The sequence below is a fragment of the Streptomyces sp. NPDC018045 genome (assembly GCF_044327445.1).
In the GTDB taxonomy this organism is placed as follows: domain Bacteria; phylum Actinomycetota; class Actinomycetes; order Streptomycetales; family Streptomycetaceae; genus Streptomyces.
In genome coordinates this window covers 424,815-449,868 of record NZ_JBIRFL010000005.1, presented here as the reverse complement: position 1 = coordinate 449,868, position 25,054 = coordinate 424,815, and the positions used below count along the sequence as shown (strand labels likewise).

At 72.2% G+C, this 25,054-nt stretch carries 19 protein-coding genes, 1 tRNA gene and 1 pseudogene; 8 read left to right on the top strand and 13 right to left on the bottom strand.

Annotated elements, in window-relative coordinates:
* Positions 1-37 precede the first annotated feature (37 nt).
* From ACH4EB_RS15715 to ACH4EB_RS15700, 4 genes are all read right to left on the bottom strand, one after another.
* Positions 38-1,270 carry a glycosyl hydrolase gene (locus ACH4EB_RS15715; protein ID WP_398348132.1) on the bottom strand — a complete coding sequence of 411 codons (1,233 nt, stop codon included), beginning with the start codon at positions 1,268-1,270 and terminating at the stop codon, positions 38-40.
* A 143-nt stretch (positions 1,271-1,413) separates the two neighbouring features.
* Positions 1,414-2,358, bottom strand: a complete 945-nt coding sequence (locus ACH4EB_RS15710; protein ID WP_398347989.1) for a carbohydrate ABC transporter permease — start codon at positions 2,356-2,358, stop codon at positions 1,414-1,416.
* The gene (locus ACH4EB_RS15705) at positions 2,355-3,167 is read right to left on the bottom strand and encodes a carbohydrate ABC transporter permease (RefSeq protein ID WP_398348131.1); all 813 of its coding nucleotides are present in this window, start codon (positions 3,165-3,167) and stop codon (positions 2,355-2,357) included. Before ACH4EB_RS15705 ends, ACH4EB_RS15710 begins: the two co-directional genes overlap by 4 nt.
* A gap of 252 nt (positions 3,168-3,419) precedes the next feature.
* On the bottom strand, positions 3,420-4,808 hold the full coding sequence (locus ACH4EB_RS15700; RefSeq protein ID WP_398347988.1) for an ABC transporter substrate-binding protein: 1,389 nt from the start codon (positions 4,806-4,808) through the stop codon (positions 3,420-3,422).
* An 823-nt stretch (positions 4,809-5,631) separates the two neighbouring features.
* Here ACH4EB_RS15700 and ACH4EB_RS15695 point away from each other — a divergent pair.
* Both ACH4EB_RS15695 and ACH4EB_RS15690 read left to right on the top strand, forming a co-directional pair.
* Positions 5,632-6,906 (top strand): LacI family DNA-binding transcriptional regulator, encoded by a 1,275-nt coding sequence (locus ACH4EB_RS15695; RefSeq protein ID WP_398348130.1) that lies wholly within the window; start codon positions 5,632-5,634, stop codon positions 6,904-6,906.
* 119 nt (positions 6,907-7,025) lie between these two features.
* Positions 7,026-7,559 (top strand): M23 family metallopeptidase, encoded by a 534-nt coding sequence (locus ACH4EB_RS15690; RefSeq protein ID WP_398347987.1) that lies wholly within the window; start codon positions 7,026-7,028, stop codon positions 7,557-7,559.
* A gap of 154 nt (positions 7,560-7,713) precedes the next feature.
* Here the strand turns inward: ACH4EB_RS15690 and ACH4EB_RS15685 are convergent, their stop codons facing one another.
* Positions 7,714-8,544 carry a hypothetical protein gene (locus ACH4EB_RS15685; protein ID WP_398347986.1) on the bottom strand — a complete coding sequence of 277 codons (831 nt, stop codon included), beginning with the start codon at positions 8,542-8,544 and terminating at the stop codon, positions 7,714-7,716.
* 497 nt (positions 8,545-9,041) lie between these two features.
* Between ACH4EB_RS15685 and ACH4EB_RS15680 the strand changes: the two are divergent.
* Positions 9,042-9,380, top strand: a pseudogene (locus tag ACH4EB_RS15680) (zinc-binding dehydrogenase); the annotation flags it as partial.
* Positions 9,381-9,799: 419 nt separating this feature from the next.
* Here the strand turns inward: ACH4EB_RS15680 and ACH4EB_RS15675 are convergent.
* The 7 genes from ACH4EB_RS15675 to galU form a co-directional block, all read right to left on the bottom strand.
* Positions 9,800-9,872 (bottom strand) — tRNA-Ala (locus ACH4EB_RS15675).
* Between the two features lie 75 nt (positions 9,873-9,947).
* A complete protein-coding gene (gene glpR / locus ACH4EB_RS15670; RefSeq protein WP_398347985.1) occupies positions 9,948-11,087 on the bottom strand; it encodes a gephyrin-like molybdotransferase receptor GlpR in 1,140 nt (379 codons plus the stop codon).
* A 151-nt stretch (positions 11,088-11,238) separates the two neighbouring features.
* Positions 11,239-11,862 carry a GNAT family N-acetyltransferase gene (locus ACH4EB_RS15665; protein WP_398348129.1) on the bottom strand — a complete coding sequence of 208 codons (624 nt, stop codon included), beginning with the start codon at positions 11,860-11,862 and terminating at the stop codon, positions 11,239-11,241.
* Complete coding sequence (locus tag ACH4EB_RS15660) at positions 11,859-12,479, bottom strand: molybdenum cofactor biosynthesis protein B (RefSeq protein ID WP_398348128.1); 621 nt, start codon at positions 12,477-12,479, stop codon at positions 11,859-11,861. The genes ACH4EB_RS15665 and ACH4EB_RS15660 overlap by 4 nt, the downstream gene beginning before the upstream one ends.
* A 311-nt stretch (positions 12,480-12,790) precedes the next feature.
* A complete protein-coding gene (gene moaC / locus ACH4EB_RS15655) occupies positions 12,791-13,273 on the bottom strand; it encodes a cyclic pyranopterin monophosphate synthase MoaC (RefSeq protein ID WP_398347984.1) in 483 nt (160 codons plus the stop codon).
* 307 nt (positions 13,274-13,580) lie between these two features.
* Positions 13,581-14,897 (bottom strand): gephyrin-like molybdotransferase Glp, encoded by a 1,317-nt coding sequence (gene glp, locus ACH4EB_RS15650; protein WP_398347983.1) that lies wholly within the window; start codon positions 14,895-14,897, stop codon positions 13,581-13,583.
* A gap of 4 nt (positions 14,898-14,901) precedes the next feature.
* Complete coding sequence (gene galU, locus ACH4EB_RS15645) at positions 14,902-15,804, bottom strand: UTP--glucose-1-phosphate uridylyltransferase GalU (protein WP_398347982.1); 903 nt, start codon at positions 15,802-15,804, stop codon at positions 14,902-14,904.
* 80 nt (positions 15,805-15,884) lie between these two features.
* Here galU and ACH4EB_RS15640 point away from each other — a divergent pair, with 80 nt between their 5' ends.
* A complete protein-coding gene (locus ACH4EB_RS15640; RefSeq protein ID WP_398347981.1) occupies positions 15,885-16,478 on the top strand; it encodes a 5-formyltetrahydrofolate cyclo-ligase in 594 nt (197 codons plus the stop codon).
* A gap of 137 nt (positions 16,479-16,615) precedes the next feature.
* On the opposite strand, the gene ACH4EB_RS15635 is transcribed toward ACH4EB_RS15640, so the two are convergent.
* Positions 16,616-19,507 carry a penicillin acylase family protein gene (locus ACH4EB_RS15635; RefSeq protein WP_398347980.1) on the bottom strand — a complete coding sequence of 964 codons (2,892 nt, stop codon included), beginning with the start codon at positions 19,505-19,507 and terminating at the stop codon, positions 16,616-16,618.
* A gap of 272 nt (positions 19,508-19,779) precedes the next feature.
* Between ACH4EB_RS15635 and ACH4EB_RS15630 the strand changes: the two genes are divergently transcribed.
* The 4 genes from ACH4EB_RS15630 to ACH4EB_RS15615 all read left to right on the top strand — a co-directional run bounded on the left by ACH4EB_RS15630 (position 19,780) and on the right by ACH4EB_RS15615 (position 24,502).
* A complete protein-coding gene (locus ACH4EB_RS15630) occupies positions 19,780-21,354 on the top strand; it encodes a potassium/proton antiporter (RefSeq protein ID WP_398347979.1) in 1,575 nt (524 codons plus the stop codon).
* A gap of 339 nt (positions 21,355-21,693) precedes the next feature.
* Positions 21,694-22,971 (top strand): MFS transporter, encoded by a 1,278-nt coding sequence (locus ACH4EB_RS15625; protein ID WP_398348127.1) that lies wholly within the window; start codon positions 21,694-21,696, stop codon positions 22,969-22,971.
* A 69-nt stretch (positions 22,972-23,040) separates the two neighbouring features.
* Entirely contained in the window at positions 23,041-23,388 is a 348-nt protein-coding gene (locus ACH4EB_RS15620; RefSeq protein WP_398347978.1) for an FmdB family zinc ribbon protein, read from the top strand.
* Between the two features lie 280 nt (positions 23,389-23,668).
* Positions 23,669-24,502, top strand: a complete 834-nt coding sequence (locus tag ACH4EB_RS15615; RefSeq protein WP_398347977.1) for an S-methyl-5'-thioadenosine phosphorylase — start codon at positions 23,669-23,671, stop codon at positions 24,500-24,502.
* The last annotated feature ends 552 nt before the right edge of the window (positions 24,503-25,054 follow it).

Below are 25,054 nucleotides of genomic sequence, written 5' to 3'. Positions count from 1 at the left end.
TCCTGTCGGTCCCGTCCGTCCCGTGCCGCTCCGCTCCTCACTTCACGTCCGACGGCCACACCACCTCCGTGATCCCCCGGCTCTCCAGGTACGCGGCGTCCCGGGCCCGTCCCGGCAGCACGGCTCCGGCCCGTACGCCCTGGTCGGCCAGCCGTACCCACGCCTCGAAGAAGGAGCCGCCCGGTGCGCACACCGACCGGTTCGGTGCGGTGCTCTCCTCCCCCGCGTCCAGGACCAGCGCGGTCGTACGCGGTACCGGCCGCGGCGGCCCGGCCCGCAGCCGGGCCGCCATGGCGGCGACCGCGCGCCCGGCCGGCTTGGGCCGGCCGTCCGAGGTGAGCAGCCCGAGCCCGTACTCCAGCTCGGGGAAGTCGGCCAGCTCCCGTGTCACGTCGTGCGAGCACCACCAGGTGATGCCGGACAGTTCCTCGCAGGTCAGGGCGTTCTCGATGGTCGCGGTGGCGAAGCCGGCGGCGTGCTCGGGCGGTATTAGCGGGGCGGGCGCGCCGACCTCCTGGAGCCAGACCGGCCGCGCCGGGCCGGCCGCCCACGCCGCGCCCACCTGGATCAGGTACTCGGCCAGCCGCACCGTGGCGGTCCCGTCGTGGCCGTGCCGCTGGGCCGTGCCGTTGAAGACCCAGGAGTGGATGACGGTGGCCGCGCCGAGGCGGGCCGCCTGCGCGGGCGTGAAGGGGTGGCCGTCCTGGAACCACACCGCGTCGTACTCGGCGTGGGTGTGCAGCCGCCCCGGCGCGGCCCGTTCGCAGACCTCCAGCAGCCGGGTCAGCCACTGCCCGGCCTCTTCGTACGTACACGGGTCGGGGTCCGGGTGCGGCGGTCCCGAGAACTGGTTCACCTCGTTCCCCAGCGTCATGCCCAGGAAGTTGGGGCGCCCGGCGAGCGAGGACGCGAGGGCCTCCAGGTAGCGGGCCTCGCCCTCGACCGCCTCCGGGTCGGTGAACATGTTCCGCCGGTGCCAGGTGCGCAGCCAGGACGGTACGAAGTCGAAGCTGGACAGATGGCCCTGGAGGGCGTCCACGGCGACGTCCAGGCCGCACCGCGCGGCCGCGTCCACCAGGTGCCCGAGCTGTTCGACGGCGCGCGGGCGGACGAGGGAGCGATGGGGCTGGAAAACAGGCCAGAGGGCGAAGACACGGATGTGGTCCAGGCCGAGCGCCGCGAGCGCGTCCAGGTCGCGGCGTACGTCGTCGAGGTCGAAGTCGAGCCAGTGGTGGAACCAGCCGTTGCGCGGGGTGTAGTTGGCGCCCATGCGGGGCGCCGCCCCCGGGCCGGCGGACCAGGGCGCGGACGGGCCGGAGGCCGGACCGGCGGCCGCGGACGTATCGGAGGCCGCACTGCCGGACGCGGACGGGCCGGAGGCCGGGCCGGCGGACGGCGTCACATCGCTTCCCTTCACGTCTTCAGCGCTCCCTCGCCCACGCCCCGGAAGAAGAACCTCTGAAGGGCGAAGAACAGCGCCATCATCGGGATCAGCGCGGCCATCGCCCCCGCCGCGATCAGCCGCTGATCGTTGACCGTGGTGGCCCCGGCGAGCGATTTCAGTCCGAGTTGCAGGGTGTAGTGATCGCTGTTGGTCAGCACGATCAGCGGCCACAGGAAGTCGTCCCAGGCGCCCATGAAGCTGGTCAGGCAGACCACCGCCAGCGCGCCCTTCGCAGCCGGCACGAACACCTTCGTGAAGCGCTGCCACTCGTTGGCCCCGTCCAGGACCGCGGCCTCCTCCACCTCCTTCGGTACGGCGAGGAAGGCGGCCCGCATGATCATCAGGTTGATGACGGAGACCGCGCCGGGCAGCCAGACGCCGATGAGCGTGTCGACCAGCCCCATCGAACGGACCGTGAGGAACATCGAGATCATCACGGACTCGAAGGGGAACATCAGCGTCGCGACCAGCACCGTGAAGACGGTCCGCCGCCCCCGCCACCCGGCCCTCGACAGCGCGTAGCCGCCCATCGCGGCGAACACGCAGTTGGAGGTGACGGCCAGTGCCGCGACGATCAGGGTGTTGCCGACGTAGTGCACCAAGGGGAAGGACTCGGCGACCCGTACGTAGTTGTCCAGGGTCGGCTGACCGGGCAGCACACCCCCGTACACATCCTCCCCGCGGCCCTTCAGCGACGTCAGGAACTGCCAGACGATGGGACCCAGCATCACCACCAGCATCAGGCACAACGTCAGGTAGCGGCCGGTCAGCCCGACGACCGCCGCCCGGCCCCGGCCTGCGGTCCGGACGCGCGGCGCCCGCCGCGTGCCGGGCGGTGCCTGCCGCGAGCCGGGCGGTGCCTCCGGCGCATCGGGCGGTGCCTGCCGCGAGCCGGACGAGGACAGCGCGCTCACCTCTCGTCTCCCTTCGACAGCCGGTGTCCCAGCACGCTGAACGCCAGCGTCAGCAGGAACAACAGGATCGACACGGCCGCCGCGTAACCGGTTTCGCCCGCGAAGCCCAGCCCGACCTGCCGGATCAGGAACGGCAGCGTCCGGGCCCCGCCACCGGGGCCGCCGCTCTCCCCGCCGAGGATGTAGATCTCGGTGAACACCCGCAGCGCGGAGATCGCCGACAACGTCCCGACCAGCAGCATCATCGGCTTCACGCTGGGGATGGTGATGCTGCGGAAGCGGCGTACGGCGCCGGCGCCGTCGAGCGCCGCGGCCTCGTACAGCGACGCCGGGACGTTCCCCAGCGCCGCCAGGTAGAAGACCATGTAGTAGCCCAGGCCCTTCCAGACCGTGACGATCATGGCGGACACCAGCAGCATCGTGGAGTCGGTGAGGAACGGAACCGGTCCGGAGACCAGATGCAGCTTCTCGAAGACGGTGTTGACCAGGCCGTCGCTGCGCAGCACCCACTGCCAGATCAGCCCGACGACGACAGCCGAGGCGATGACCGGCGTGTAGAAGGCCGAGCGGAAGAACCCGATGCCGGGAACCTTCCGCTGAACGAGGACGGCCAGCGCCAGCGGCAGCAGCACCAGGCAGGGCACGACGACGGCCAGATACACGACGCTGTTGACCGTCGCCGTCCAGAAGTCTGGGTCGTCGAGCGCCCGCCCGTAGTTCTCCAGGCCGACGAACCGGCCACCGCGCAGGATCTGTGCGTCGGTGAGCGACAGGACGACCGTGTTGACGAACGGCCAGAGGCTGAACAGCACCACCATGACCAGCCCCGGCAGCAGGAAGAGGTACGGCGCCCACCAGCGGCGGTGCACCAGGCCGGAGTCCGTGTCCGTGTCCGTGTTCTGGTCCCTGCCACGGCGACGGGAGGTGCGCGGGGCGGCCGCGCGTCCGGGGGCGGCCGCGCGTCCGGCGGCGGGGGCCGTCAGGGGCGCCGGGGGCACCGGGGGCGCTGGAGCCCGCGCCGCCTCACCCGTGTCCCTGCGCTCGGTCCGGGCCATCGCCGGTCACTGCCGCTTCTGCTGCTGGGCGAGGATCTTGTTGGCGGCTTCCTGCGCGTTCTTCACCGCCGCCGCGGGGTCCTCTTCTCCCTTGATCCCCTTCTGCATCTCCCGCACCACCGCGTCACCGACCTGGGTGGTCCATTCCACGGGCGTGTTGGCGTCCAGCTCGGCCGACTTCAGCTCCTCGGCACCGATGGCGCGCGCCATCGTCTCGGGGTCCGTACCGTCTCCCCGGTCGGTGAAGTACGGGTCGGCGAGGCCCTTGGCGTTCGACGGATAGATCGTCACCTGCTTCGAGAACGCCACCTGATTCGGCCCGTTGGTCACCCACTTGGCGAACTCCGCCGCCGCGTCCGGATGCTTGGTGTCCTTGCGCACGCCCAGCGACTGCGTGTAGATGCCGATGTGCCGGAGCGTCCCGGTGACGGCCGGCGCCACCCGCGTCTTCGCGTACGCCGTCGGGGAGTTGCGCTTGACGTCCTTGAGGATGCCCGGCGACCCGGGCCCGAACGCCAGCTTCCCCGCCCCGTAGAGCTGCGCGAGATCGTCGGCCTTGGTCAGCGACTCCCTCGGCATCGCCCCCATGGCGTACAGCTTCTTCATCCGCCGCACCCACTCGACCGCCTTGGGCGTGTCGAAGGTGAACGCGGCCTTCTTCCCGTCGAGGATCGGCACGCCCATCTTCTGCCAGTCGCCGGGCAGCCGCCCCTTCGGATCCGCCATGAACGCCGAGAACCGGCCGTCCGAAGCGGCGGCGATCCGCTCCGCCTGGTCGAAGAACTGCTCGACACTGGTGGGCGGCTTGTCCACGTCGAGCCCGGCCGCGGCGAACAGCTCCTTGTTGTACGTGAGGATCTCGGGCGTGACGTACCAGGGGTACGCGTAGACGCCGTCCCCCTTGCCCGGCAGTTGGTACTGCTCCCAGGCGCCCGGTACGTACTCCCCGCCGACCTTCGGGTCCAGTCGGGCGACATCCGCGAGCATCCCCCGGTCGCCGAGGAGCTGGAAGGAGTCGGTGTTCAGGTTGACCACGTCCGGCAGCCCGCCGGCCTGCGCGTCCGCGACGAGCTTCTCGTTGTAGCCCTCGCCGGGCACGTCTTCCCAGGTCACCTTCACATCCGGGTACTTCTTCTCGAACGCGTCGATGACGCCCTGCACGTACCCGGTAAAGGTGGGCTTGAGCTGCAGCGTACGGAAGGTGATCTCGCCGGCGACCTTGCCGCTCCGCTTCGGCTGCCCTTCGGCCGCCGAGGAACCTTCGGCCCCGCCGACACCGCAGGCGGCCGTGGCCGACATCAGGGCGGCCGCGAGGGCGGTGGCGAGCACGGCCCGGGAACGGTCGTGGCGGTCGCTACGGACGGGGCGGACGGAAGCCAAGTGCCTGCGCGTCATGGTCACTCCTGCGTCGGGGAAACGCTTCTGCCCGGGAGGCACGCCCCCATGAGGGAGCACTCCCGCGTCGGGGAACCGCGAGGAAAAAGCGAAGAGCCACGCACGGACCGGCACACGACCGGCCGCGCCGCCGGATGGCGGTGCCAACGTTGTCGTCCGCTCCCGCTCCCGTCAATGCACAAGTCCCAACTTCCCCCTTCCCGCCCCCGCTTCTCCCCCGCCACCGGCCACTCCTCCTCTTCCCCCTCCCTCTCCACCGCCCCTCCCCGCCTGCACTGATGCGCTAAAGCCGGCTCTCACCGCACTCGTCATCTCAATTCCATAACGGTGATTGCGAGTTCACCCCGCCACCCGCCTTTCGCGAAGCGATTGACTTCCATCTCCCCCACCGTGATCCTGAAGCACCTAATGCGCTTTAGCCCGTCGAACTAATGCGGTTTAGCCACAGGCCTCTCCGCTCCGGGGACCGGGGCGACCGGAGAGGCAGAAGGGCCGGGGCGACCGGAAAGGCCGGGGCCAGAGAGACCGGGGCCGGGGCGGCCGGGACCGGAGAGACCGGGGGCCGGGGCGACCAGAGAGACCAGGGACAGGGGAGGCCGGGGAGGCGGGGGACCGGGGAGGCAAGAAAGGCCGGGGCCCGAGAGACCGGGGAACGGGGCGACCGGGGAACCCCGGGGCCCGAGAGACCGGGGGCCAGGACGACCGAACTGGCGGCCAGGCCGACCGACCGGAGGAGTTGACGGACGACATGACCACCGGTCCCCCCGCCGCGGACGCCGACGGCCCCCGCCTCCCCACGGTTCCCCCGCGCCGCCGCCCGACCATGAAGGACATCGCCGAACGCGCCGGTGTCTCCCCCTCCGCCGTCTCCTTCGCCCTCAACGACCGCGACGGCGTCTCCCCCGGCACCCGCGCCCGTATCCGCGAGGTCGCCGAGGAACTGGGCTGGCAGCCCAACAGCGCCGCCCGCGCCCTGTCCGGCGAACGCTCCGGCTGCGTCGGACTCGTCCTCGCCCGCCCCGCCCGCACCCTCGGCGTCGAGTCCTTCTTCCTTCAGTTGGTCTCCGGCATCCAGGAGGCCCTCGCCGCCCGCCGCGTCGCGCTCCTCTTCCAGGTCGTCGAGGACCTGGACGCCGAGTGCGCGACCTACCGCCGCTGGTGGGCCGAACGCCGCGTGGACGGCGTCCTGGTCGTGGACCCCCGCACCGAGGACCCCCGCCCGGCTCTCCTCACCTCCCTCGCCCTCCCGACAGTCGTCATCGGCGACACCCGACCGGGGCCGGGCGCGGGGGCGGGGCCGGGCGCGGGGGCGGGCGCGGGGCCGGGCGCGGGGGCGGGGACGGGGCCGGGTTCGGGGGGCGGGGCGATGCCGGGTACGGGTACGGGGACCGGAGCGACAACGGGGACGGATCCCGGAACGTCGCCGCATACGGGGCCGGGAGCAACGCCAGACCAGAAGCAGACCCCCGCCACCACTCCCGCCCCCACCGCTTCCCCCGCCACCACTCTCACCCCCACCGCTTCCCCCTCCTCCACTCCCCTCCCCGCCGCCCCCCTCTCCACCATCTGGGCGGACGACGCCGCCGCGATGCGGTCGATCATCGACCACCTCCACGAACTCGGCCACCGCCGCATCGTGCACATCGCCGGCCTGCCCGGCCTCGCCCACACCGAGCGCCGGGTCGCGGCCCTGCGTGCCGAGGCCGCCCGCCTCGGCCTGGACGCCGCCGACGTCCGCTCCGTCTCCACGGACTACTCCGACGAGCAGGGCGCCGAAGCCACCCGCCGCCTGCTGGGCGCTCCCCGCCCGCCCACCGCGATCGTCTACGACAACGACGTGATGGCCGTGGCCGGAGCCGCCGTGGCCGCCGGGCACGGCGTCCCCGTACCCGGCGCCCTGTCCATCGTCGCCTGGGACGACTCGCCCCTGTGCCGCGTGACCCACCCACGTCTGACCTCACTCGTACGCGACACCGCCGGGTTCGGCCGCCTGGCCGCCCAGGAACTGCTGTCCCTCCTCGACGGCGCCCCCACCCGCCGCCTCCAGACCGAACTCCCCCACCTCGAACTCCGCGAGAGCACCACCCGCGTGCCCTGATTCCCCGTCCGCCCGGCCCCTCCCCGTTACCACCCGGTACGGGGAACCTCTCCGCCGTTCGGGCGTCCACCGCGCGTGTCCGGATGCGCCCACCCGCCCCAGGGCGTGTCCTCGCAACTATGAACTGGCTCCGCAGACGACTCCTGCTGCACGGCGTGGTCCCGGCGGCCCTCGGCACCGTCCTCAGCCTGACCGTGAACGAGGCGGTCCCGGCCGTGGCGGCGGGCCCGTGGACCCGTCCGATCGCCGTCAATGCCCGCATCAGCTCGCCCTACGGCGTCAAGGGAAACTGGGCCGCCGGCCACCACACCGGGGTCGACTTCGCCGTCCGCACCGGCACCCCGGTCGCCTCGGTCGGATCCGGCACCGTCGTCCTGGCCAAGCGCTCGGGCGACTACGGCCTCGCCGTCACCATCCACATGACCGACGGCTACTACACCCTCTTCGGCCACCTCTCCCGCATCACGGCCCGCGTCGGCCAGCGCGTACGGGCCGGCACCCGCATCGGCTACAGCGGCGCCACCGGCCGCACCACCGGCCCCCACCTCCACTTCGAGGTCCGCAGGACCCGCCACTACGGCTCCGACATCAACCCCCTCACCTACCTGGCCCGCCGCGGCATCCGCATGAACCAACGCTCCCTTCCCTACTAGCCCGCCGCCCCGCCACCGCCGTCGGCCCCACGCCCGGCCCGACGGCGGCTCCGCGGACAGCGCTCACCCCCCGGCCAGAAAACCGGGCCCTGCACCCGCCCACCCAGGCCTCCCCTCTCTCCTCCTCTCTCCTCCTCTCTCCTCCTCTCTCCCCTCACCCCTCCCTCTCCGGCAGTCCCTCCACCTCCGCCCGGTCGTACCGACCGAGCCGCCCCGGCACCAGACCGTTCCGCTCCGCCGTCACCTCGAACTTCCCGGCCGACCACCCCAGCAGCGCCGCGGCCTCCTTGGCCGTCACGCTGCGCTCCATCCACCGCTGCCGGTCGCCCACCACACCCGCGACCAGCTCCCGGTCCAGCCCGTCCAGGCTCCCCAGGCCGAACATCGGATACCCCCGGAACTCCCCCACCGGCCGGAGGTGCCCCTGCTCCGCCAGGACCCGTACGTCCTCCCGCTCGACCTCCAGCTCCGTACGCCCGGCCAGGTGCTTCGCCGCGTCGATCGACCCCAGCCCGGGGTGGTCACCCAGCTCCTCCCGGATCTCCGCCACGCGCTCCCGCAGGCCCTCCACGACCTCCCGCGACCAGCGCTTGCCGTCCACGTCCGGCGCCGGAATCAGCCCCCGCTGCTCGGCCCGGCCGACCTGCCACCGCTGGAGCTCCAGCTCACCGGCCAACTGATGCGGCCCGAACGACTCCCCCTTGACCGGCTTCCGGCGCCCGGCCTTCCCGGCGTCCTGCGCCATCTCGTAGTTCTCGTCCGCCACCACGGACAAGATCTCCTCGACCCGGTCCGGCAGCGTCTTGGCCACCCCCTCCGACCACCGCTCGTCCCCCACATCCGGGGGCGGGATCAGCCCCCGGGTCTCGGCACGCCGCACATGCCGCGGCTCGATCCCCAGCCACTCGGCCAGTTGATGCGGCCCGAACGCCCGTTCCTTGGCCATCCGCCCTCCCGTCGCCATCGCCATCAGATACCTGATCACGTACCCACGACGAAGCCCCCCGGCTCCGCAAAACCAAACTTTAGGCCCCACCACTGACAATCAACTGGCTTGCGCGCTCCCCTCGTTCCCTTCCGAGTCGCAGCGAGCGGAAGAAGGGAGCCGGTGGGAACCGTGCCGGGTGTGTCTGTGCCCGGCACAGCGTCATCCACCGGACGGGGGCAGGGCTCGACGCGCCGCGAGTCGCACTGACACAGATGGTCAACTGATGGATTCTCACCGGCCCGGTCGCTGTCCGGGTCCTGCGTAGGGTTCCAAGAAGGCGGCAGTGCCGCATGTGCGCACTCGGTCTGTTGCCGCGCCGAGTGTTCAGGCACGTCCACGAGAGAAGGAAACACGTCCCTTGTGCGCGCCCTTGAGGTCGATCACAGTGAGGCCGGACCCATCCGTTCGCCGATGTCGATGAGCCCGTACCGCCCACCGGTGAGGCGTTGGCGAAGATACGGCACATCGGGCTCAACTCCGGAGAGCTGAATCACGTGGACCAGTGGCCGGCCGGCGCTGTACACGGTCACGACGCGGCCGGCGCCCGGGGGACGGCGCTCGTCGGTTCGCCGGAGCGGGCCGCCGGGCTCCGTGAACTCGGGGCCGACACGGTCCTCACCGACCTGGCCGGGACCGAGGACCGGTTCGACCTCGTCCTGGACACGGTCGGCGGGCCGCTGGTGGCGCAGGCGTGGCGTTCCCTCGCCGAGGGCGGCACCCTCCACCTGGTCGGTTACTCCTCGGGCCAGGAAACCGCCTTCCCGTCAGGGGCCTTGTTCGGCTTCGGTGAGCCCCGCAGCATCGCGACCTACGGCGACCTGACGCCGACCGGCGGGGAGTTGACGGACCTGCTGGGCCTCATGGCCGCCGGGAGGCTCTCGGCGCCGGTGCGGACGGAAGTGATCGTCCTGCGCTATGAGCAGGACGCGGAGGTGCGCACACCGGTGCTGACCTCCCTCGCTCGGCCGACGCACGTCACAGCCCAGGAGAACGCGCAGCTCAGAAGGACCGCCGAACTGCTCCCTGCCGAGCTCGCACAGCCGCAGATCGGCACCACCCGCGCGCCCTCCGGGCCGCATCCTCGCGTCGAACCCGCACCGAACACCGCCCGGAACAAACGAATCCCGCCCGGGCCGCACGGCCCGGACGGGATCTCGGCCGTCAGACAAAGCCGCTGTAGTTGCTGCACTTCGCTGCTGTACGACGAGAAAGAGCCCCCGCCGGATCTCTCCGGCAGGGGCTCTGACGTCGGTGGACCTGAGGGGATTCGAACCCCTGACCCCCTCGTTGCGAACGAGGTGCGCTACCAGCTGCGCCACAGGCCCTTGCGACGAGTGAAACTCTAGCATCCCTGTCCGGGTGCTCAAAAATCGCTTCCCGTGCTGGTCAGCTATGGGTGGTCACTCGTTTGCCGCGCGGGGGCGGTCCTCGTCCGCGTACTGGTCGAACAGGGGGGTGCGGCCTCGCGTGCGGCGGCCGGGTGTGGTGCGGCGCTTCGGGTCGGCGGCCGGGGTCGGCTGCGGGGTTTCGGTGGCCGGGCCGGAGCGGGCGGAGCTCCAGGCGTCGTCGGCGTCCAGGTCGACGTGGCTGGTGGCGCGCGGGGCGACCGGGGCCGTGACGTACGTCGGGAGCGGGACCGGGACGGGGTCCCAGCCGCCGGGCTCGGTGCGCTCGCGTTCGCGCTGCTGGTCCACCCACTCCGCGTGGTCGGTCTCCTCCACCAGGGCCCGGCGGCCGGCCGTCGACGCGGGCTCGGGGCGGGGGGCGGGCGCGGCGGGGCGCGCCGGGGCGGGCGGTGTGGCGGCGGCGTCCTCAGCGGGGGCTTCGTCGGCGGGGGGCTGCTGGGACGCCTGCGGAGGGCGTGGCCTGCCCTCCCGCAGCCGTTGCGCTGCCGCTTCCGCCTGGCGCTGGTCCATGGTGAAGGTGAAGCGGCGCCGCTCCTGGGCGCGGAGGTAGACGATGTACGCGCTGAGGAGTATGGCGGGGATGGCCGGCGCCCAGAGGAAGGCGAGGCCCCCGACGGCGGCGACGATCGTGCCGACGGTGAAGGTGAGGAAGAGGACCGTGATGGTGCGCCGGCGGCGCGCCAGGACCTTGGCCCGCTTCATGCGGTCGGCTGCGGAGGGCCGTGCGGAGCCGGGCTTCTTTCCGGGGCGGGAGGCCGCGCCGGAGGCGGCGTTCGCGGAAGCGGGCCGGCCGCCGGGCGACGCGCCGCCGGCCGCGGCCGCCGGCTGGCGCTGAGCGGCGGGCGGGGAGTCGTCCGCGGGCGCGTCGAAGGCCCGGACGTCGGCCTCGTCGGCCATGGCGTCCGGCTCCCGCGCTTCGCCCGCATCGTCGGTGGACCGGCCGCTCTGCTCCTCCAGCCCCTTGGCGTAACGGCGCTCCATCGCCGCCCGTCCGGACAGGAGCCGGATGGCGGTACTGAAGCGTTCCGTCGGCCGGGCTTCATTGAGCTCGTCCTGCCTGCGGAGCCACATCGGCACCAAGTAGGCGGCCCAGGCCCCGACGATGACTGCGTAGATGAGGCCGCTGCTGCTCACGTCTCACACGGTAGAGGGGTTTGCAGGGGGCCATCCGCCAATTGAGCCGGTGTGTCGCACGATCTGGCTGATATCTCGAACTTTTTTTGTGATTGTTGAGATCAGCCGCACGCGCTTGTGGCCAATTGGTGAAACAATTCGAACACTTATTTTATTTGTGGGGTGTGCTGGGCTTCTCCCGGTGCCAGCGGGTCAACAGCCCCTCGGGCACCTCCTCCGCGGTCAGCGCGAATACGAGGTGGTCGCGCCAGGCCCCGTCGATGTGCAGATAGCGCGGCCGCAGCCCCTCCTCGCGAAAGCCGAGTTTCTCCACGACCCGGCGGCTGGGCAGGTTCTCCGGCCGAATACAGACCTCGATGCGGTGCAGTCCCACCGAGCGGAAACAGTGGTCGGTGGCGAGCGCCACCGCCGTCGGTATGACGCCGCGGCCGGCCACCGCCTCGTCGACCCAGTAACCGACATGGCCCGAACACATCGAGCCCCAGGTGATCCCGGCCACCGTGAGCTGCCCGGCCAGCCGGCCGCGGTGTTCGACGACGAACGGCAGCATCCGGCCCGCGTGCGCCTCGGCGCGCAGGTGGCGGACCATCTGACGGTAAGTGGGCCGGTGCGGCGCGGGGATGCCGGGCGGAGGCGGCGGGATGGTCGCTTCCCAGGGGCGCAGCCAGTCGCGGTTACGGCGGTTGACCTCGCGCCAGGCCCGTTGGTCGCGCAGCTTTATCGGGCGGAGGGCGGTGTCGCCGTCCGCCAGCACGACCGGCCAGGAGGCGCTCAGTGTGCGCTCCCTGTGGTGTCCGGCCCGTGGCCCGGGTGCGGGCCGGGCCCAGGAGGCGGGCCCGAGCGCGCGTCCGGGGTGGCGCCCGGGTGCGCCGGCGCGTGGTCGCCGCCCCGTAGCTGGTCCACCGCGTGCGGGAGGAGGTCGGCGAGGACGGCCAGGCCGTCGCGTACCCCGCCGGTGGAGCCGGGCAGATTGACGATCAGCGTACGGCCGGCCACCCCGGCCAGGCCGCGGGAGAGCGCGGCGGTGGGCACCTTCGCGCGGCCCGCGGCGCGGATCGCCTCCGGGATGCCGGGGACCTCGTGGTCGATGACGCCGCGGGTGGCTTCGGGGGTGCGGTCGGTGGGTGAGATGCCCGTACCGCCGGTGGTCAGGACGACGTCGTACGCGGCGGCGACGGCGGCGCGCAGGGCGGCGGCGACGGGGTCGCCGTCCGGAACCACCTGCGGCCCGTCGACCGCGAAGCCCAGCGCGGCCAGGCCCTCGGCGAGCAGCGGACCGCCTTTGTCCGCGTACACCCCGGCCGCCGCGCGGTTGGACGCGGTGACGACGAGCGCCCGGGGCGGGGAGGGGAGTGGAGTGGTGGATGGGGGTGGGGATGGGGTTCGGGGCAGGTCCTGGGGCTGCTGGTCCTGGCCCGCTGCGGTGGGGCTGGTGGCGGACGTACCCAGGGAGACGGGTGCGGTACCTGGCCCCGGGTTGGGCGACGCGTCGGACGGCCGGTCGGTGGCCGTGCCCGGTCCGGGGTTGGGCGGCGCGCCGGACGGCCGGTCGGCGGCCGTGCCCGGCCCCGGGTTCGCGGTCGTACCGCGCCCGCCACCGCCCTTGCCACCGCGCTCGCCTTCGGGCACGGAGTCGGGCGCGGCGTCCGGTCCCGGATCGGCCGGTGTGCCGCGTCCGTGCTGGCCGGGGCGCCGTTCCGCGGTCATGACCGGCTCCAGTGGCCCGACTTGCCGCCCGTTTTCTCCTCGACCCGTACGTCGGTGACGACCGCGCCCTTGTCGACCGCCTTGACCATGTCCACGACGGTCAGGGCGGCGACCGAGACGGCCGTCAGGGCCTCCATCTCGACGCCCGTGCGGTCGGTGGTGCGGACCGTGGCCAGGATCTCCACCGCGTCGTCGGTCACCCGCAGGTCCACCTCGACGCCGGACACCGCCAGCGGGTGGCACAGCGGGATCAGCTCGGGGGTGCGCTTGGCGCCCATGATGCCCGCGATACGGGCGGTGGCGAGCGCGTCGCCCTTCGGTACGCCCTCGCCGCGCAGCAGCTCGACGACGCGCGGCGCGACCAGGACGCGGCCGCTGGCGCGGGCGGTGCGCGCGGTGACGTCCTTCTCGGACACGTCGACCATGCGGGCCGCGCCCGTCGCGTCGAGGTGGGTGAGGTCTTGCTGGCCGCTGCTCATCGTTCTCCCGGTCCGGACCGTGCCGCCTGTGCGACGACACCGTACCCGCAGGCGTCGGCCGTCACCCGGCTACCCGGCTACCCGGCGGCGACGGCGCCCACGGCCCGCGGGGCTCCGGCGCGCACACCCGCTTCGGCCCCGGCGTACCCGCACGCCACCTCATACGGCTACGAGCCACCTCTGCGAGAGGTCTCCACGAGCCTTCGGGGCCGCGAGGCGCGCCCGCACACCCGTACGTCTTCTCATGCCCCGAGATGCCCCCGGCCCTGCCTCCTCACGCCCCAAGACGCCCCAGCCTCCGGAACCCTCACCCCAGCAACACCACCTCCACCTCCGCCCCCTCCGCGACCTCCGTCGTCTCCTCCGGGATCACGATCAGGGCGTTGGCCTGGGCCAGAGCCTTGATCAGGTGGGACCCGGCGCCGCCCACCGGCGTGACGGTGGTGGTGTCGGCGTCGTACCAGCCGCGCAGGAACTGCCGCTTGCCCTGCGGCGAGGAGGCGACGGGCGCGGCGCAGGTGGCCCGGGAGGTGTGGCGGTGCACGTCGGGCAGGCCCATGAGCGTACGGATGGCGGGGCGTACGAAGAGTTCGAAGGAGACGTACGAGCTGACCGGATTGCCGGGCAGGGCCAGCAGCGGGGTGCGGTCCGGGCCGATGAGGCCGAAGCCCTGCGGCTTGCCGGGCTGCATGGCCAGCTTGCGGAACTCGACGGTGCCCTCCTCGGCGGAGAGGTCGGCGAGGGTCTCCTTGACCACGTCGTAGGCGCCGACGCTCACGCCGCCGCTGGTCACCAGGATGTCGGCCCGGATGAGCTGGTCCTCCAGGGTGGCGCGCAGCGTCTCGGCGTCGTCGGCCACGGCGCCGACCCGGTAGGCGATGGCGCCGGCCGCGCGGGCGGCGGCGGTGAGCTGGAAGCTGTTGGAGTCGTGAATCTGGCCGGGGGCCAACTCCTCGCCCGGCTGGACCAGTTCGCTGCCGGTGGACAGGACCACGACCCTCGGGCGCGGCCGGACCAGGACCGTGGCGCGTCCGATGGCGGCCAGCAGGCCGGTCTGGGCGGGGCCGATGACGGTGCCGGCCGGCAGGGCCAGTTCGCCGGCCGGGACGTCGCTGCCGCGGGCGCGGACGTGCCCGCGCTCGTCGACCGGGCGGTAGACGCGGACTTCGCCGCCCGCGGCCTCGGGCGCGGCGCTGTGCGCGCGCATGGCCTCGGCGGGGCCGCGGCCCGTACCGCCATCGGTCCACTCCACGGGCACGACGGCCTCCGCGCCGGGCGGCAGGGGCGCGCCGGTCATGATGCGGGCGGCCTCGCCGGGGCCGATGGCGGGCGGTTCGGCGCTGCCCGCCGCGACGTCGCCGACCACCGTCAGGGCGGCGGGGAAGTCGTCGGTCGCGCCCGCCACGTCGGCGACGCGGACCGCGTACCCGTCCATGGAGCTGTTGTCGAAGGGCGGCAGGGCGGCGGGGACGGTGACGTCCTCCACCAGGACGCAGCCCTGCGCGTCGAGGAGGTGGAGCTCGATCGGCTCCAGCGGGTGGATCTTGGACAGTACGTCGTCGAGGTGGTCGGCCACCGACCAGACGCGTTCCTGGCGGGTGATCCGGTCGGTGGTGGCGCTCACGGTGTCACATCTCCTCGCTGACGAAGCTGCGCAGCCAGGTCCGGAACTCCGGGCCCAGGTCCTCACGTTCGCACGCCAGTCTGACAATGGCACGGAGGTAGTCGCCACGGTCGCCGGTGTCATAGCGGCGCCCCTTGAAGACCACACCGTGCACGGGCCCGCCGAGCCCCGGGTCGGCGGCGAGCGCCTGGAGGGCGTCGGTGAGCTGGATCTCGCCGCCCCGGCCCGGCTCGGTGGTACGCAGCACCTCGAAGACGGCCGGGTCGAGGACGTACCGGCCGATGATGGCGAGATTGCTGGGGGCGTCGGCCGGATCCGGCTTCTCGACCAGGTCGGAGACGAGCACCACGTCGTCGTCGCCGTCCGGGGCGGCCGCCGCGCATCCGTAGAGGTGGATCTGTGCCGGGTCGACCTCCATGAGGGCGATGACGGAGCCGCCGTGCCGCTCCCGCACCTCGATCATGCGCCGGAGCAGCGGGTCGCGCGGATCGATCAGGTCGTCGCCGAGCATGACCGCGAAGGGCTGGTCGCCGACGTGCGGGGCGGCGCACAGGACGGCGTGGCCGAGGCCCTTGGGGTCGCCCTGGCGGACGTAGTGCATGGTCGCCAGGTCGCTGGACTCCTGGACGCGGGCGAGGCGCGATTCGTCACCCTTGCGGTCGAGGGCCTCTTCGAGCTCGTAATTGCGGTCGAAATGGTCTTCGAGGGGACGTTTGTTGCGTCCGGTGACCATCAGGACGTCGCTGAGTCCGGCGGTGGCGGCCTCCTCCACGACGTACTGGATGGCGGGTTTGTCGACGACCGGCAGCATCTCCTTGGGCGTGGCCTTGGTCGCCGGAAGGAAGCGGGTCCCGAGACCGGCCGCCGGAATGACAGCCTTGGTGATCCGAGTACGCGATGGAGTCATGCGGATCACGATAACCGGCACTTTGCGCCGGAAGATGGGGTCCTGAGAACGGGTCACAGGAGCGGGAGCGACGGCGCATCATGAGCGGTTACGACGGTGGCAAGCGCGGGTTGCGGCGCGATCTCCTGGACGTGAGGGCCCAGTTGCCGAGCGGTGAAATCCGGGCGACGGGGGCGGTGCTGGCGCGCCGGGCGCTGGCCCTGCCGGAGCTGGCGGGGGCGGGCACGGTCGCCGCGTACGTGTCGGTGGGGCGCGAGCCGTCCACGCACGCGCTGTTGGACCAGTTGCGCGCGGCCGGGGTGCGGGTGCTGCTGCCCGTACTGCTGCCGGACAACGACCTGGACTGGGCCCCGTACGACGGCCCCGAGAGCCTCGTATGCGCCGGGCGGGGGCTGCGGGAGCCCGCCGGGCCCCGGCTGGGCCCGCAGGCCGTCACCGGGGCGGACGCGGTGCTGCTGCCGGGGCTCGCGGTGGACCGGCGCGGCATGCGGCTCGGGCGCGGCGGCGGGTCGTACGACCGGGTCCTGGAGCGGCTGGAGAAGGCGGGCGTGCGGCCGGCGAAGGTGGTGCTGCTGTACGACGCGGAGGTGCTGGCGGAGGTGCCCGCCGAGGAGCACGACCGGCCGGTGGACGTGGCGGTGACGCCGGGGGGTGTGCACCGGTTCGCCGCGTAGGACACGCAGGGCGCGCAGGACACGCCGTCAGGGACGGCTCGGGCGTACGGGCACGTACGTACCCGGCGCGCGTCCGTGAACGACGCCGGGCGGGCCCGAATGTCTCGGACCCGCCCGACCACGAGGTCAGCGCCCCGTCACGGCGACAGCGTCAGCGTGTCCTTCGCCGCGGCCTTGACGGCCTTCTGGGAGAAGGCCCACGGCAGCAGTTCACCCTTGGCCCATTTGTCCGTCTGGTCGTAATAGTGCGCGCTGTACGCGTGACCGGAGGCGCCCGTCAGGTTGATCCAGCGCGACTTGTCCAAGTCGGCCAGGCTGACGACCATCCGCATCGACGGGACCCAGGTGACCTGGTAGCCGCCGGCCGCGTTCCAGCCGGTGGCGTCGACGGCCGCCTCGCCGCCGCCCAGGTTCCACGGGCCGCGGTTGAACAGGCCCTGGAGGAGGCCCGGGCCGCTGGTGCCCAGGGTCTGGTTCTTCAGGAACATCTGGTGCAGGCGGCCCCAGCTCCAGTTGTCGACGTTCTTGCCCAGCTTGCTGGTCAGCTCGTAGCGCGCGTCCCGCATGGCGTGCGCGAGGAGCTGGTCACGGTTGGCGTCGAGGACGCGGCCGGGCCGCGACTCGGTCTTCCACCAGTCGTTCTTCGGGTCGTCGATGATGGACCGGACGACCTCGTACCAGCGGTCGCCGCCGTCGGGCTGCGCCTGGTCGGGGGCGCGCTCGCCGCACTCGCGCACGGGCTTGTCCTGGTCGTCGGCCGGGCCGGTGTCATCGGCCGGGCGGACGTTGAGGCACTGGCCCGCCACCCGCAGCTCCTTGGGCATCTTGTTGCCGAAGGCCAGCTTGAGGGTGTTGCGCCAGACCGCGTTGAAGTACGCGGCGGCGGCCGAGTCGGGCTCCTGGGTGTAGTCCCAGCCCTCCAGCAGCTTCTGCGCCTCGCGGACGTACGCGTTGTCCACGTCGATCTTCAGCAGGTAGGGCGTCAGCAGCTTGGCGATCTCGCTGCTGTTGTCCATCTGCATCGTCTGCATGTCGTCCGTGGAGATCTTGCCGCCGTCCTTGATCTTCGACTGGATGAGGTCGTTGATCCGCTGGCTGCGGGCACCGTAGCCCCAGTCCTTGGTCAGCAGGTACGGGTACTTGTCCGGGTCGACGACGGCCTGGTTGGCGGTGACGATGTAGCCGCGCGCCGGGTTGTACTCGTTGGGCAGCGCCTTCTGGGGCACGTAACCGTTCCACCGGGCCTTCGGGTCCCAGCCGGGGGCGGGCAGCGTGCCGTCGTACCCCTTGCCGCGGACCGGGATGCTCCCCGGCGCCTGGTAGCCGATGTTGCCCTTGGTGTCGGCGTAGATCAGGTTCTGCGACGGCACCTCGAAGTGGGAGGCGGCCTTGCGGAAGCCCGTCCAGTCCTTCGCCCGGTTCAGTTCGAAGACCGCGTCCATCGAGCGGCCCGGGTCCAGGGCGGTCCAGCGCAGGGAGATGCCGTAGCCGTCGCCGCGGTCGGGTGCCGCGTTGCCGACCGGGGCGTGCTTGCCGACCTTGGTCATCTCGTCGTCGCGGTCGGAGATCAGCGGGCCGTTGTCGGTCGAGCGGACCGTGATCTCCCGGTCCGCGCCGCCGGCGACCTTGATGGTCTCCTTGCGGGTCTTGTACGGCTGGAGCTTGTTGCCCGACAGGTACCCGTTGGCGTTGATCTTCTCCAGGTACAGGTCGGTGACGTCGGCGCCGAGGTTGGTCATGCCCCAGGAGATGTCCTGGTTGTGGCCGATGACCACGCCCGGCATGCCGGAGAAGGTGTAGCCGGCGACGTCGTAGTTGCACTTGGCGCTGGTGGTGCGGCAGTGCAGGCCCATCTGGTACCAGAGCGACGGCATCTGGGGGGCCAGGTGCGGGTCGTTGGCGAGCAGCGGCTTGCCGGTGGTGGTGTGGGCGCCGGAGACGACCCAGGAGTTGGAGCCGATGCCGTTGCCGTTGGGGCCGAGCAGGGCCGGGATCTTCTCCAGGGACTTGGAGACGGAGGAGAGCTGTGTCTGCACGCCCTGGGCGGCGGAGGAGGCGGAGTTCGTGCCGGTTCCGGTGCCCGGGGCGGTTCCGGTGCCCGTACCGGTCCCACCGCCGGTTCCCGTGCCGGTACCGGCGCCCTGGCCCGTACGCGAACCGGCGCCGTTCCCCGTACCCGTACCCGCACCGCTGCCGGTGCCCGGGCCCGGGGTGTTCTGCAGCCCGCCGCTCGGGGTGGCCTTGGCGTCGAAGTCCTTGGTGACCGGGTCGACCGCGCCGCCCTCGACGATCGGCTTGTTCCGCTTGGCCGGGTACTTCGGGTAGAGCTGGTCGATCTGCGTCGGGCTGAAGCGGGTGGCCAGCAGGGCGCGGTCGATCTCGTCCTGCATGTTGCCGCGCAGGTCCCAGGCCATGGCCTTGAGCCAGGCCACCGAGTCGACCGGGGTCCACTTCTGGGGCTTGTAGTCGTTCTGGAAGCCGAGCGCCGCGTACTCCAGGGACAGCGCCGCGCCCTCGTGGTCCTTGAGGTAGGCGTTGACGCCGTCGGAGTACGCCTGGAGGTACTTCTTCGTCTCCGGGGAGAGCTTGGTGTCGTACTCCCGCTGCGCGACGTCGTGCCAGCCGAGTGTGCGCAGGAAGGCGTCGGTGTCGACCTGGCTCTGGCCGAACATCTCGGAGAGGCGGCCGGCCGTCATGTGGCGGCGTACGTCCATCTCCCAGAAGCGGTCCTGGGCCTGTACGAAGCCCTGGGCACGGAAGAGGTCCTCATCGGTGTCGGCGTAGATCTGCGGAATGCCGTTGCCGTCGCGCGAGACGTCGACGGGCGCGGTCAGGCCGGCCAGCTTGAGGGAGCCGGTGGTCTGCGGGTACGAGGCGCGGACGGTGCTGACGCCCCAGTACGCGCCATAGCCGATGCCCGCCACGAGCAGAAGCACGACCGTGATCGCGACGAGGCGGCCGCGCCGCCCCTTCTTCTTCGGCTTCTTCGCAGCCTTGTCAGGGGCGGGGGCGGACTTGTTGGCGGGCATCTCTGTCCTTCGAGGGGCAGGGTGGGAGTGCTGGAGCAACCATAGGCGCACGGGTCCGCCGAGCCCTACGCGGTGTAGCCGCCGGCACCTCCAAGATTCAAGCAATGGTAAATTGTTAGCCTCAGTAACTAGATACGGTAAGGAAAGACCGCCCGCTCCAGCCCTGTGCCCGTTCCCGTGCCTGACCGGCCCGCCACGAGGAAGGACCAGCCCTGACTGTCGACCGCCTCAACGAACTCCTGCTGATCTGCGCCCTCGTCCTGCTCGTCGCGGTGGCAGCGGTACGCGTCTCCTCCCGCAGCGGGTTGCCCAGCCTGCTCATCTACCTGGGGATAGGCATCGCCATAGGGCAGGACGGGTTCGGCGGTGTCGTCTTCGACAACGCCGAGCTGACCCAGATACTGGGCTACACCGCGCTGGTCGTGATCCTGGCCGAAGGCGGCCTCGGCACGAAGTGGAAAGAGATCAGACCCGCGCTGCCCAGGGCCGCGGTGCTGTCCACGTTCGGCGTCGCGGTGAGCGTGGGGGTCACCGCGGCCGGAGCGCACTACCTCGTCGGCCTGGACTGGCGCCAGGCGCTGCTCATCGGCGCGGTGGTCTCCTCGACGGACGCCGCCGCGGTCTTCTCCGTGCTGCGCAACGTGCCGCTGCCCGCCCGGCTGACCGGCGTCCTGGAGGCCGAGTCCGGCTTCAACGACGCCCCCGTGGTCATCCTCGTCGTCGCGTTCTCCACCGCCGGGCCGGTGGAGCACTGGTACGCCCTCATCGGCGAGATCGCCCTGGAGCTGGCGATCGGCGCGGCCCTGGGCCTGGCCATCGGCTGGCTGGGCGCGTACGGGATGCGGCACGTGGCGCTGCCCGCGTCCGGCCTCTACCCGATCGCCGTGATGGCCATCGCGGTCTCCGCCTACGCGGCCGGCGCGCTGGCGCACGGCTCCGGCTTCCTCGCCGTCTACATCGCCGCGCTGATCCTCGGCAACGCGAAACTGCCGCACTCGGCCGCCACCCGCGGCTTCGCCGAAGGTCTCGGCTGGATCGGCCAGATCGGCATGTTCGTGCTGCTCGGCCTCCTGGTCACCCCGCACACCCTCTTCGACGACGCGGTGCCGGCGCTGGTCATCGGCCTGATCCTGACGATCATGGCCCGGCCGGCCTCGGTGTTCCTCGGGCTGCTGCCCTTCAAGGTGCCCTGGCGCGAGAAGACACTGCTGTCCTGGGCCGGACTGCGCGGTGCCGTGCCGATCGTGCTGGCCACCATCCCCATGGTGGGCGGCGTGCCCGGCAGCGACCGGGTCTTCAACATCGTCTTCATCCTGGTCGTCGTCTACACGCTGATCCAGGGCCCGACGCTGCCCTGGCTGGCCAGGAAGCTGCGCCTGGGGGACGACGAGGAGGCCGCCGACCTGGGCATCGAGTCGGCGCCGTTGGAGCGGCTGCGCGGCCATCTGCTGTCCACCACGATCGGCGCGAAGTCGCGGATGCACGGTGTGGAGATCAGCGAACTGCGGCTGCCGCCGGGGGCCGCGGTCACCCTCGTCGTACGGGACGGCACCAGCTTCGTGCCGTCACCGACGACCGTGCTGCGGCGCGGGGACGACCTGCTGGTCGTGGCCACGGACCCGGTACGGGACGCGGTCGAGAACCGGCTCCAGGCGGTCTCCCAGCACGGCAAGCTGGCCGGCTGGCTGGCACCGGGCACACCGGGCGGGCGCCGGCCCGTCAAGAAGGCGGGCGTACGGCCGGGCGACCGGTCCGGTGAACGGCCCGGCGACCGGCCGGACGGGAAGCCCGGCAGACACCCGGACGGCAGAACCGGAGGGCGTCCGCCGCACACACCGGCACGGTGAGCGGGGCGGAGGAAAATCCGGGGGAAGCCCTGGCTCGCCGCCAGGACTTCCCCCGTACCGGCCTGTACTATGACATGGCAATCAAAGGAACCAACTCTGCCTGACGCAGAGCTGGCGCGACCGCTCGGCGGCCGCGGTCCCCTGCCACACGCAGCCACCTCCCCGGTGCGGACCACGCGGTATCACTCGGTCCTGCGCGAGAGGACAGCTCTCGGCGCGCACACCCCGTGACAACCTCGCGGACAGCGCGCTACCAGGCGGTAGAAAGGCTCGGCCGTGGCATCCGCGGTCAAGGACAACGCGGGCAAGGACGTTCAGGACGAGGCCGTCCCGGACGGGATCGACCCTGCCCAGCAGACTCCGGTCAAGGAAGCGCGTCCCGGTTACGGGCAGTTGCTGCGCACCCCCGGCGCGTGGGCGTTCCTGCTGCCGGGCTTCCTGGCCCGCCAGCCCTTCGCGATGCTGACGTTCAGCATCCTGCTGCTCGTCCAGCACACCACCGGCTCGTACGGCACCGCCGGTGTCGTCTCGGCGGTCACCGGCGTCTCGATGGCGCTGTTCGCGCCGCAGAGCGGCAAGCTGGCGGACCGGTTCGGGCAGCGCGCGGTGCTCGTACCCGGCGTACTGGTGCACGCGGCGGCGGTCGCCGCGATGATCACGCTGGCGCTGTCGCACGCGCCGCTGTGGGCGCTGCTGGTCATCGCCGTACCGGCCGGCGCCTCGACGCCGCAGATCGGCCCCATGGTGCGCTCCCGGTGGGCCGCCAAGCTGACCGGTACGCCCCTGATGCCGACGTCCACCGCCTTCGAGTCGGTGACCGACGAGTTCACCTTCGTCATCGGTTCGGTGCTGGCGACCGCGCTGTGCACCGGCATCCACCCGGCGGCCGGCCTGGTCGCCGAGGGCGCGCTGACGCTGGGCGGCGGCCTGCTCTTCGCGGCGCAGCGGCGCAGCCAGCCGCCGGTGCACCGGTCTGCGGACAGCTCCGTCAAGCACGTCTCGGCGCTGTCGGTGCCGGGCCTGCGCGTCCTGATCGCGGGGCTCTTCGGCATCGGCACGGTCTTCGGCGGCATGCAGGTCTCCCTCACGGCCTTCGCCGAGGACATCGGGCAGCCCGGCATCAACGGCCTGCTGTACGGGGTCTTCGCGGCGGGCAACATGCTGGCCGGCATCGTGTGCGGCGCGATCGCCTGGAAGGTCGGCCCCCGGCGCCGCCTGCTGGTCGGGTACGGGCTGCTGACGCTGATGACCACCCCGCTGTGGGCGGTGGGCGTGGCGCCGCTGATGGGCGCGGTGGGCCTGCTGGTGGGCCTGTGCATCGCCCCGGCCCTGATCACCGGCTACACCCTGGTCGACTCGCTGGTCCCGGCCACCGCCCGTACGGAGGCGTTCACCTGGCTGACCGGCGCGGTCGGCCTCGGCCAGGCGGCGGCGTCGACGATCGCCGGTCTGCTGGCGGACCACTTCGGTCCGCACTCCGGATTCCTGGTGCCGCTGTGCGGTACGGGCCTGGCACTGGTGGTGCTGGCGGTGTTCCGGGGACACCTGGTGCCGCGCTCCGAAACCCGGGTCGTCGGACGTGGGGTCGGTCACCGCACACCGGCAACAGTGGACTGACGGGCCGGAATACTGCACTATGGAGCGTCGTTAGCACTCATTGAGTGAGAGTGCCAGGAGGAAGTCACAGTGCCGACCTACCAGTATCAGTGCACCGCGTGCGGCGAGGGCCTTGAGGCGGTGCAGAAGTTCACCGACGACGCGCTCACCGAGTGCCCCGCCTGCGACGGACGCCTCAAGAAGGTGTTCTCCGCGGTCGGCATCGTGTTCAAGGGCTCCGGGTTCTACCGGAACGACAGCCGCGGCTCGTCGTCCAGCAGCACTCCCGCGTCCAGCTCGTCCTCGACGTCGGGCTCCTCGTCGTCCTCGGACTCCGGGTCGCCCTCGTCCTCGGGCAGCGAGTCGAAGTCGTCCGCCGGTTCGTCCAGCTCTTCGGGTACGGGTTCCAGTTCGACACCCAAGGCCTCGGCCGCCTGAGACCTCGGCCGCCTGAGCGACGCCGCGGCTCCGCCCCGGCAGCACCAGGGTCGCGCACGCGACCGGCAACTCTTCGCGGTAGCCCCGCCGTCCTGGACGGCGGGGCTGTTGGCGTTTCGGCGGGGGAGCGCGGGCGTTGCGGTGGGTTAGGTGGGCGGGCGGCGGGCGTTGCGGCGGGTTCCGGGGGGGGCGGGACCGGCGGGCGTTGCGGGCGTCCGAGGCGCCGGAGCGGCCTTCCGGCGCCCTCCCCGAACCCCCTCCCCGCATCTAATGTGATCGCATGGCTGACGTTGGCATCGGAGTCATCGGCGGATCCGGCTTCTACTCGTTCCTGGACGACGTGACAGAGATCACCGTCGACACCCCCTACGGCGCTCCCAGCGACTCCCTCTTCCTCGGCGAGGTGGCCGGCCGTACCGTCGCCTTCCTGCCCCGGCACGGCCGCGGGCACCACCTGCCACCGCACCGCATCAACTACCGCGCCAACCTGTGGGCGCTGCGGTCGCTCGGCGTACGGCAGGTGCTGGGCCCGTGCGCGGTCGGCGGGCTGCGGCCGGAGCACGGGCCGGGGACGCTGCTCGTACCGGACCAGCTCGTGGACCGCACGAAGGCCAGGGCGCAGACGTACTTCGACGGGGTGCCGCTGCCGGACGGCAGCGTGCCGAACGTGGTGCACGTGTCGTTCGCCGATCCGTACTGTCCGGTCGGCCGGAAGACGGTGGTGACGGCGGCCCGGGGCCGCGCGTGGGAACCGGTGGACGGCGGCACGCTCGTGGTCATCGAGGGACCGCGCTTCTCGACGCGCGCGGAGTCGCGGTGGCACGCGGCGCAGGGCTGGTCGGTGGTCGGCATGACCGGCCATCCGGAAGCGGTGCTCGCCCGCGAGCTGAGCCTCTGCTATACGTCGTTGACGCTGGTCACAGACCTGGACGCGGGTACGGAGACGGGCCAGGGCGTCTCGCAGGAAGAGGTCATGGAGACCTTCGGACGGAATGTGGGGCGGCTGCGCGAGGTGCTGTTCGACGCGGTGGGCGCACTGCCGACGACGGCGGAACGGGCCTGCCTGTGCACGGACGCGCACGCGCACTGGGACTTGGGGATCCAGTTGCCGTGAGGGCTGCGGGCGCGAGGGAGGTCAGGAGTCGGGGAGCTCCGGGCCCGGGGCAGAGGGGCAGAGGGGCAGGAGGCCGGGGCAGGGGGCAGGTGGGGACAGGTGGGGGCAGGTGGTCAGGGGCCCGAAGGTCAAAGCGGTCAGAGCGGCCAGAGCCGCACGAGCGGCACCAGAGGGTGACGGCCTTTTCCACAACCCGCGAGTAGCGACGCTCCTGTCGCGAGCGCCGGCGCCCGTTGTCCACAGGGCCGAGCGGGCTTCGGCGAAGACGGGCACGGTGGAGCTCGTCCGCACCGATCCCGGCACCGCAGGCGGTGGTTATCGTGCCCCAGCCCTCTTCTTCCCCATCCTCTCCGCCCTCCTCCCCCGCGCTGGACGACCTCGCCCCGCCCCTTCCCCTCCCTCCGGCGTGTGAGGTCGCGCACTTCACTCCCGTACGGCCACGGGGCGGGCGCCACCGGCTGCGCCGGGCGGTACGGCGCCGCCGGCGGACCGTGACGGCGGGGCTGGCGATGACCGCCGCGGCCCTGACCGCCACGGCTCATCAGAGCGGCG

What these genes read in the sequence shown, in the direction of transcription:
- galU (WP_398347982.1), bottom strand. Translation starts at nt 15,804, where the DNA reads ATGACTCCATCGCGTACTCGGATCACCAAGGCTGTCATTCCGGCGGCC.
- ACH4EB_RS15690 (WP_398347987.1), top strand. Translation starts at nt 7,026, where the DNA reads ATGAACTGGCTCCGCAGACGACTCCTGCTGCACGGCGTGGTCCCGGCG.
- ACH4EB_RS15640 (WP_398347981.1), top strand. Translation starts at nt 15,885, where the DNA reads ATGAGCGGTTACGACGGTGGCAAGCGCGGGTTGCGGCGCGATCTCCTG.
- ACH4EB_RS15695 (WP_398348130.1), top strand. Translation starts at nt 5,632, where the DNA reads ATGAAGGACATCGCCGAACGCGCCGGTGTCTCCCCCTCCGCCGTCTCC.
- ACH4EB_RS15635 (WP_398347980.1), bottom strand. Translation starts at nt 19,507, where the DNA reads ATGCCCGCCAACAAGTCCGCCCCCGCCCCTGACAAGGCTGCGAAGAAG.
- moaC (WP_398347984.1), bottom strand. Translation starts at nt 13,273, where the DNA reads ATGAGCAGCGGCCAGCAAGACCTCACCCACCTCGACGCGACGGGCGCG.
- ACH4EB_RS15615 (WP_398347977.1), top strand. Translation starts at nt 23,669, where the DNA reads ATGGCTGACGTTGGCATCGGAGTCATCGGCGGATCCGGCTTCTACTCG.
- ACH4EB_RS15700 (WP_398347988.1), bottom strand. Translation starts at nt 4,808, where the DNA reads ATGACGCGCAGGCACTTGGCTTCCGTCCGCCCCGTCCGTAGCGACCGC.
- ACH4EB_RS15715 (WP_398348132.1), bottom strand. Translation starts at nt 1,270, where the DNA reads ATGGGCGCCAACTACACCCCGCGCAACGGCTGGTTCCACCACTGGCTC.